Source organism: Mycobacterium sp. 050272 (assembly GCF_039023525.1).
Lineage (GTDB): Bacteria > Actinomycetota > Actinomycetes > Mycobacteriales > Mycobacteriaceae > Mycobacterium.
Map to the genome: position 1 here is coordinate 1 of NZ_JBCHKV010000046.1, position 8,284 is coordinate 8,284.

The window sequence follows — 8,284 nt, forward strand, 5'->3', positions numbered from 1 at the left end:
CCCACCTTCCCGGTGGGGAATTACGTGAACGCGACCCTGGGGAATTACGTGAACGAGAACCGGCTCAACATGGGGAATTCCATGAACGTCGACAGCACGCGGCGTGCAGGTGGCCAGCCGGTCATCAACGCTGGCACAGGATGCGCGCTGATGTCGTACGGCGTAGCTGCGGGACCGGGTTATCCGGCGTCGCCGATATCGAATACCTGAGCCTTCATGTTGCCGGCGCGACCGTGCGCTCACCGACGCTCTGCTGTTCACGTCACGAGTCGGCCGACGGGATCGACGACGGCGGTGTCCTCTGGCTTCGGGATCGTGCGCGCCTGTCCGTGCTCGTTCGTCTCAATGCTGTTGTCGTCATTTCCGCACTGGCGACTAACTGGTCCGTCTGTGCTGCAAAGACCAGCGGTTGATGGGCGGGCACAGACAGAGGGCTCGTGGCTCGGCACCGACATAGTCGGCAGTCATCGGCAATGTGGTGGCCGAGGTCCTCCTGGCCGGTTTCTCGTGGCCAGCGCGGGTTTAGCCCACCTCGGCAAGAAGCGCACCCATTTCTTCGAGAATGGCCTGGGGGCTCACGCCGGACCTCCTGGCCCCTACCTCCACGGCGAGGTTCGCGACTGTGGCCAGCCCCGAGAACAGCTGGGACATGGTGTCTTCCTCCGAGACGCCTGCGTCGGTGAAGTCGTTGAGCACCGATGTGAGCACTGCGTCGCGGCCGGCGGCGTCATTGGTCGCTCGACTGAATTGGACGATAGAGACGTAGGCGAGGGCGTTTTGCGCGGCCTGGAGCTGGAGTTCGGGTGTCCATTCGAATGTCATGTCAGAAGCGTAGGAAACCGGGGTGCAACCAACTGTCCTGTCCAGACGGCGGCGTGATGCAAGAGTTCAGCTGAGACACCATCGAAAACTGTTAGCTTCTGGCGGCTTCGGGGTGCGCAACAGATAGCCATGTCGGCTCTCTCAGGGTAACCGCCTGTGAGGGCACCGACCATGACACCTTTGTGATTCATCCACAAGCTGTTGCTGCCGACAGACGGAGTTACCCCCAAACCATCCACACGGCACGCACAGCAGCCGGTTTCTACTGTCCGGTGAGAGGTCTAGCCTCACCCACGTGGCCCAACCTGGCTATCGCGCCTACATCGACGAATCGGGACAGCCGGCGCGCACGCCGCGCTCCAGCCCGCATTTCGTGATGGCTGCTCACGCGCTCTCGGTGCTAGGCGACGATGCTCCCGCGGAGACGCGGATCGACATTTGCCGGGCAGTGGCTGCGCGTTCGCCCGGCTCTGTCGGCAGTAGCCAGTATCCTCTGTCCGGTCGAGCGGACGGGGACTTTGGATGCAGGTGATTGCTGAGCGGTACGTGGAGATCGCGAACACGCGGCGGGCCGGAGGCCAGGGTGACGTCTTCCAGGCCGCCGACATCCAGCAGGCCGGTCGCACTGTCGCGGTCAAAGTCATTCCTGCGGCATCCGATGATCTGTCCCGCATCTACTTCGAACGCGAAACAGCGGCACTGCGCACGCTTAGCCACCCGAACATCTTGGCGCTCCGCGACAGCGGGATAGACCAAGCCCGCGGCCTCTACTACGTCATCCTCGACTGGGTCCCTGAGACGATCAAGACCTGGTTAACAGGTTTCGCCGAGCCACCCGGATGGGACGACGTCGCTGAGTCCGTTGCGCTGCCCCTGGCCTCAGCGCTCGCGCATTCGCACTCGCTGTCAGTACTCCATCGCGACATCAAACCCGCAAATGTGTTGTGGGATGGGAAAACTCCACTTCTAGCCGATTTCGCGCTCAGTAAAATCAAAAACAAGATCGCCGGGGTACGCGATGCCACCGTCCTCGGCGCGACGTCCGGGCCGTGGGCGCCGCCCGATCAAGCCTCCCGCGGATCGACGCGATTCGACGTGTACGGCCTAGCGGCCACGCTGTTGCAATGCGTCACCCAACAGGAGTTTCAGGACTACCACCACATCGCCCAAGCGCTCGTCGATCCCGACCCACCACCGGAAGTGGTGGACCTTCTCACCCGAGCACTCGATCCCAATCCCGCTAATCGGCCCGCTGACGGCCAAGTCTTCTATTTTGAACTGCAGGCAATTCAGACAGCGCGTAGCGCGAAATGGCACCGGCGCAGGGAAATCGCGTTCGAACTGACGACGACAGCGCGGCAAGCACTCGAAGCAGAAGGAGGCGGGCGCAGCGCCGAAGCCGTCATCGACGGATGCCTTGGCTCGGCGACTTACGTTGTCCCGCGGTTGAAAACGTTGCCGGACGGGCGTTCTGAGCTGACAGCCGAAGAGTTCCGGTTGGTCGGCGACCAAGTCCAGCTCGTCCTTACTTTCGACAATGACTACAAGCTGGTCGCCAAACGCGCGGAAATCGGTGATTTCGAGCAATTCGCGACCTGGCGCAAACGCGACGAGGCTGTCCTGCTGGATGGTCGAGACTGGGTCTGGACCGCGCGTCGGCCGGCCAATCCCACTCAAACGGCGTTGGCTACCAAAGAGATCAGTCAGATTCTGCAGAAAGCCGTCCAGGACTCCGGAGACCGTACCACTGACCGCTATAGGCATGCGCGGCTCAACAATTGGTCAAAACTTATCGACGCGAAGGAGCAACTGGAGAAGCGCCTCGAGGAGCCCATCACTTATACCCACCTCGGGGGCTCTGGCCACGAGATCGTTCTACAGGCCGCCAGCCCGCCCACCACGGCGGTCCTGGACCAGGACCGTGTCGCCCGAGCGACAGACGAGGCGCCGGGTAAGGGGACACCGGTGACGATCGTCGACATCGACGGCACGGACGTCACCGTCCGCGTCACCACTCGCCGTGGCGGCGGCACCGTGCCGCGCGAGGGCGAGTTGGTGCGAGATCGCACTCCATCACGTGTGGCGATCCGGCGTCAGAAAGACGCGCTGGCCGCTTTGCGTGACGGGAGCGCAGCGAGGCCGCACCTGCGAGAGTTGGTCCTCGACCCGTCCCAAGTGCAACGCCCCGAACCGGTGGCCTTTACGCCACGCGCCGCTGATCTGGATGACGACAAAAAGGTTGCGATATCCCATGCGCTCGGATCAACCGATTTGTTCCTCGTCGAAGGGCCTCCAGGCACCGGCAAAACTTCCTTCATCTGCGAACTCGTCAACCAATACCTGGCCTCCCGGCCGCAGGACAAGGTACTCGTGGTCAGCCAGATGCACGTCGCGATCGATAACGCGATCACCCGGCTCTTCAGATCGGGAGTCACCGAAGTCGTGAGGCTGTCAAGCAACGACGACCGCGTCGACCCCGAGGCAAGTCACCTCCTGTTGAGCAACAAGCTCCAAGCCTGGGCGCAAGCAATCGCCGAGCGCGCCACCCAAGGAATGGCCGAACTCGCGCAACGCGAGGGCGTCCAAGTTGAGCATCTGGCTCTGGCGCTGCGCGCCGAAGAAGCACTGTCCGCGCTGCGCAAGCGCGACACGACCGCCGCGCTGGTAGGCCCGCTGACCGCCGAGGACCGGCTAGACAACGAAGAGCTGTCCGAAGAACGGGTGAGCCTGCTCGCTGATTATCGGCGCGCGACCGAACGCGCAGACGAGGTGTTGTCGTCGCTACAGACGATGGCCGCTGAGGTGGGGGTAGAGGTGGCCGCCAAGCCGGACGAGCAGCAGCTGGCCGGCCTGGTGACGCAGCTGCTCGGTGAGCCTGACACCGAACGTCGGCGGCTGCATCAATTGGTCGCAACCCAAGGTGACTGGTTGTCGAGTCTCAACGACCCCAAGGCCGCCGAACCGATGTTCCTGCCAACCCAAAGTGTCGTCGCGGGAACGTGTATGGGCTTTCTCTCCAACAGCAACATCCAGGAGATGCAGTTCGATCTATGCATCATCGACGAGGCCTCGCGTGCGACGGCGGCCGAACTGCTCGTCCCGATGACCCGGTCGAAGCGTTGGGTAATGGTCGGCGATCCCAAACAATTGCCACCGATGATGGAAGAAGTACTCGGGCGCGAACACAATGACCTCGTCGAAACCTATGACCTCGACCGGGTGTTCTTGTCGACCTCGCTATTCGACACTCTGCTCGCTGAAGTGCCCGAGGAGTGCCGTGCCAGGTTGGTGACCCAGCACCGGATGGCCGCCCCGATCGGTGAGCTCATCTCGCACACTTTCTACGGCGGCAGCCTGATCCACGACCCCGTGGCAGTAGTGGCTGCCGAAACCATCGACGACGACGAACGCGTGATCTGGTTCTCGACAAGCCACCGCAGCACCCGCCACGAGGAGACGCGTTTCGCGGGTGACTCCAGCCTGGCGAATACGCTTGAGGTCGAACAGGTCTGCCAACTCGTCCACCGCCTCAACGCCGGAGCCAGCCTGGGCAAGTACCATCGCACCGACGGCGGCAAGCTTGAGATCCTCATCCTCAGCGGTTACCGGAAACAGTGCGTCGAGATTGAACGCGCCCTGCGTCGCGGCCACCGCTTGGACAACGTCGACGTTCAGATCAAAACCGTTGACGCCGTGCAGGGCCGAGAATCGGACGTCGTGATCTTCTCGGTGACTCGAAGCAATTTGCGTGGCGAACTCGGCTTCCTTGGCGAGCCCTATGAAGGACGGATGAACGTCGCGCTGTCCAGAGCCCGCGAAATCCTGTGGATCGTAGGCGATGCCGAGTTCTGCCAAGCCCAGCCTGGCCCGCTCAAAAAGGTACTGCACCACATCAGCACCGCCGACAATGCGACGGTGCACACGCTATGAGTAGAGATGTCTACGCAGACGCCGCGCGCAAGTACGCCCACACCCTGCCCGGCCACATCCTCTTGGCCGCCGAACCAGCCGCGATCCCAGCGTCTACGCTCACCCTCGACGTCCTCGTCGAACAGACCGAAGAACTTGAGGCAGCGCAGAAATACGCGCTACGGGCCATGCTCAACGGGCTCGACTCTATCGAAGACCTCCAACTGTTCCTTGGACTCGATGATCGAGACATCCTCCGCGCGATAGCCGGCCTCCTCGATGCCGAATACATCGACTACCGGCCGCCACCCGAAGGCGCGCTGCGTCGCCTCACACTGAGGGACGCCGGCCGCGACGCCGCGCGCGACGCGCAGCTGCGCAGACCGGCCCCAGCCACAGTCCCGGTGGTCTATGACCGGCTGACCAGAACGGTCACCCCGTGGAACAAACGAGCGCTGACCCGCACCCACGTCGCGAAATCCAATGCGGCACGAATCCTTCTGCCGCCGGCTAGCGCCATGCCCGTCGGCCTGCACGAACTCAACGTCGACGCCCTGACCGCTGCGCTGGACATCCGGCGCGAGCCAATCCACATCCTCGGCATCAGCGGCGTCACCGAGAACGCGGTTTACTACTACGGTGCAATCCTGCTGATCTACAAGAACTTTGACACCAACGAACTCCGGTTGGGCGTCGACGTCGATGGCACGTGGAGCGAGCCACACGCAGCCGCCCTCGAAAAGATCGGCGCCGTCGACCGTCTGCGTATCACCGCAGCCCCCGCCGACGAGGTCCACGAATCCGTCACCGACTCGGCCGACCGCCTGGGCCGAGACGAAGTCATCGCTCTGCAGACCGCCCTCGACAGCAACGAAACAGGCACTGACGGAAATCAACTCGACCGCGCACAGATCCGCTGGCTCGGAGTCTATGAGCACCCCACCTGGCTCAACGACGCCGTCTCGAACTCGCAGCACCGACTGCTGATCATCAGCCCACGGATCACCGGAAGCGTCGTCGACCAACGGTGGGTCGATCGGGTGGAGAAGCTCGCCCGAACCGCCGACGTAACCATCTTCTGGGGGCACAGCGACAACACCAATACCGACGAGACCGCCGTGGACAGGCTCCACAAAGCCGCACGCCGCTCCACCCGCTTGGCAATCGTCAGAATCCCCAACACCGTCGCAAAGGTCCTCGTCAGCGACGGCTGCTACATCAAAACCAATTTCAACTGGCTGTCCTTCCGCGGCACCCCGTCGCGCCAGTTCCGACACGAAGAAGGCGACCTGGTCCAAAACCAGGAACTGGCCGACCACGCCTACGACAAGTACATGTCCGAGAACTGCATACTCGCCCTGGAAGTGGTCGGAACGCTTCCGGCGAAGTACCGCACTAGAATCAAGTCGAATGCCTCCACACCGTCGGACCTGTAGCCGGCATTTCAGCCCGCACCGCTCACAGCCAGAACAGACTCACCGGCGACCATGGGATCACCCCCGGCAGACGCGACGCAAAGTCAACCGCCCACAGCACGGCGACGAGAACGACGCAAGAAGGCGCCAGCCAGCAACCGCGAGACGGCCCGAAGACAAGCGCTCAGCAACATCACTGTCGGAGAATCCGTGTCGGGCGTCGTTAAGAACCTCGAAAACTATGGGGCGTTCGTCAGTCTCGGCGACAACCTCGACGGCCTGATTCCATATCTCAAAGCTCGGACGACAGGTTCACCACCCATCGGCGGTTGTCCAACTAGGCCAAACCGTAGTAGTCATCGTCGAAGACGTCGACATCGACCGCGAACGGGTCTCGCTGAAACTCAAGAGTGTCGACGGACGCCCCCGATCACCACAAAAGCCACATCACGCCTAGACGTCAGGGGACACCGATACGCCGTACCGCCCCCGAGAGCTTCTAGTCAAAGGTTTTGGGGTGCAATGCCGGTGAGAGATCCGAGCGACTTAACCCCGCATCCCTGCAGGGCAGTATGACGACGCGGGCTGCTGGTTGTGGTGGTAGGGGTCGTTGGCCGGCGACCACCACCACCACGCAGCATCAGCATCCAGGCAAGTGGAGTCGTCAAGCCGCACCCCAGCCATCTGGACATTGTTCATGGATAATGACGATTATCCATGAAACGTGCGAAATAGCATGGTGTGCAGCAGGATTGCCCCTTACAAAAACGTCACAGTGACGTATTGACTACTCACCGGGGGCCTCCAGGCCATCACAGCGAATGCCGACTTCTTGTCGGCAGGGCTGTTGATTCTTGTTGTTGTCACCGGGTCGTGCCCGTGCGTCTTTGGGGCTTTGGCTGCGCGTTGATGGCTGCAGGAAGTGCGGTCACGCGTCCCTGCTGGCTCGCCTTAATTGACCATAAGATCGCTTATCGGCTAATAATCAGGCTGGTCACAGGCTATAATTCAGGCTATAATCGCGGTATGAAGCAGGTACCTCTTTCAGAGGCCAAGGACAAACTGTCGGCGTTGGTCGACGAAGCCGACACGACACACGAGATCATTCAGATCACCCGGCACGGTCGCGTCGCCGCGGTCATCATGTCCGCTGATGACTTGGACTCTCTCAACGAGACGCTTCATGCACTTGGAACCCCCGGTCTCGCCGACGAACTAGCCCAGGCCGACGCTGATTACGCGGCCGGGAACACGGTCAGCGGCAACGACATTCGTCGTCGCTACGGTCTGCAGTGACCGAAAACGACGACGCCTGGTCAGTTCAACTCTCACCTGCGGCGGCGCGAGCTCTCGAGCGGCTACCGCACAAAGTTGCAGCGGCGATCGCCGAATTCATCACGGTCGCACTGCCCGCCGATCCCTTGCCGATGTCCAAACCACTTCGCTTCCAGTTCGAGGGCTGGCGGGTGGCCCGGCGCGGCGACTACCGGGTGACCTTCCGGGTCCTCTCCGACGATAACGTGCTCTATGTGGGCCGCATCGAGCACCGTGCGCACGTCTACCGCCGATAACCTTGGTCACGAGCCGACCCCCCCTTCCAACTGCGCGTTCCGTCACTGTGACGGAACGCGCAGCACCGACCCCGAAAGCACCACGATGTCGGGATCATGGCCGCACCCTCGAAGTAGCTGGTGGGCTGCTCCGACTTGGCTTCGTTGATTGAGGCCGGGGCCAACGACGAGTCGGTCAAGCGCGAGAGGAATCGTTTCCTGGCGGCGGTGCACGGTGATTCGCCATGCCGCGCTGAGCTACATTCCAGGCCGCAGCGGATCCATGATTCCGTCTGTGTGGTCAGGAGAGAGCCGGACGCCGGGCTGACGCCGCGCCCGACGGTCAGAGTGTGTCTGCTCGGGGCCGGTGTCCCTGATACGCCGGCGCCTCAGTGCGTGCTGTCGCCAACTGTTAGTTCCAGCCGATGTTGAAGCCCTGCTCCTGCGGCCCGAAAAGGCCGGGCACGCAACGTGATTAGTCGTCTGCGGCCCGGTTGTCCGTTCTCATTGATTCTGGGGCATTCTCATTGAATCTGGGGTAAGTGCGTGTCTTTCTCATTGAATCTGGGGCACGAGGCTTAGCGTTTA

6 protein-coding genes are annotated in these 8,284 nt (G+C 62.2%); 5 read left to right on the forward strand and 1 reads right to left on the reverse strand.

The annotated features are described in order from the left end of the window. On the forward strand, nt 1-210 hold a 210-nt coding region (locus tag AAHS21_RS31745), incomplete at its 5' end, for a hypothetical protein (RefSeq protein ID WP_342931245.1). Nucleotides 211-522: 312 nt separating this feature from the next. On the opposite strand, the gene AAHS21_RS31750 is transcribed toward AAHS21_RS31745, so the two are convergent. Continuing rightward, nucleotides 523-822: a hypothetical protein gene (locus AAHS21_RS31750; RefSeq protein ID WP_330981516.1), complete on the reverse strand. Its 300-nt coding sequence runs from the start codon at nt 820-822 to the stop codon at nt 523-525. Between the two features lie 522 nt (nt 823-1,344). On the opposite strand from AAHS21_RS31750, the gene AAHS21_RS31755 reads away from it, so the two are divergent. The 4 genes from AAHS21_RS31755 (at nt 1,345) to AAHS21_RS31770 (ending at nt 7,717) form a co-directional block, all read left to right on the forward strand. Further along, the gene (locus AAHS21_RS31755) at nt 1,345-4,752 is read left to right on the forward strand and encodes an AAA domain-containing protein (protein ID WP_342931246.1); all 3,408 of its coding nucleotides are present in this window, start codon (nt 1,345-1,347) and stop codon (nt 4,750-4,752) included. Then, complete coding sequence (locus tag AAHS21_RS31760) at nt 4,749-6,167, forward strand: hypothetical protein (RefSeq protein WP_342931247.1); 1,419 nt, start codon at nt 4,749-4,751, stop codon at nt 6,165-6,167. The genes AAHS21_RS31755 and AAHS21_RS31760 overlap by 4 nt, the downstream gene beginning before the upstream one ends. Nucleotides 6,168-7,172: 1,005 nt before the next feature. Continuing rightward, nucleotides 7,173-7,442, forward strand: coding sequence for a type II toxin-antitoxin system Phd/YefM family antitoxin (locus tag AAHS21_RS31765; protein WP_061559515.1), 270 nt, complete (start codon nt 7,173-7,175; stop codon nt 7,440-7,442). Next, the gene (locus tag AAHS21_RS31770; protein WP_330981547.1) at nt 7,439-7,717 is read left to right on the forward strand and encodes a type II toxin-antitoxin system RelE/ParE family toxin; all 279 of its coding nucleotides are present in this window, start codon (nt 7,439-7,441) and stop codon (nt 7,715-7,717) included. Before AAHS21_RS31765 ends, AAHS21_RS31770 begins: the two co-directional genes overlap by 4 nt. The last annotated feature ends 567 nt before the right edge of the window (nt 7,718-8,284 follow it).

Excerpts from the sequence above, each read along its gene's own strand:
- AAHS21_RS31750 (WP_330981516.1), bottom strand. The coding sequence starts at position 822 with ATGACATTCGAATGGACACCCGAACTCCAGCTCCAGGCCGCGCAAAAC.
- AAHS21_RS31755 (WP_342931246.1), top strand. The coding sequence starts at position 1,345 with ATGCAGGTGATTGCTGAGCGGTACGTGGAGATCGCGAACACGCGGCGG.
- AAHS21_RS31760 (WP_342931247.1), top strand. The coding sequence starts at position 4,749 with ATGAGTAGAGATGTCTACGCAGACGCCGCGCGCAAGTACGCCCACACC.
- AAHS21_RS31765 (WP_061559515.1), top strand. The coding sequence starts at position 7,173 with ATGAAGCAGGTACCTCTTTCAGAGGCCAAGGACAAACTGTCGGCGTTG.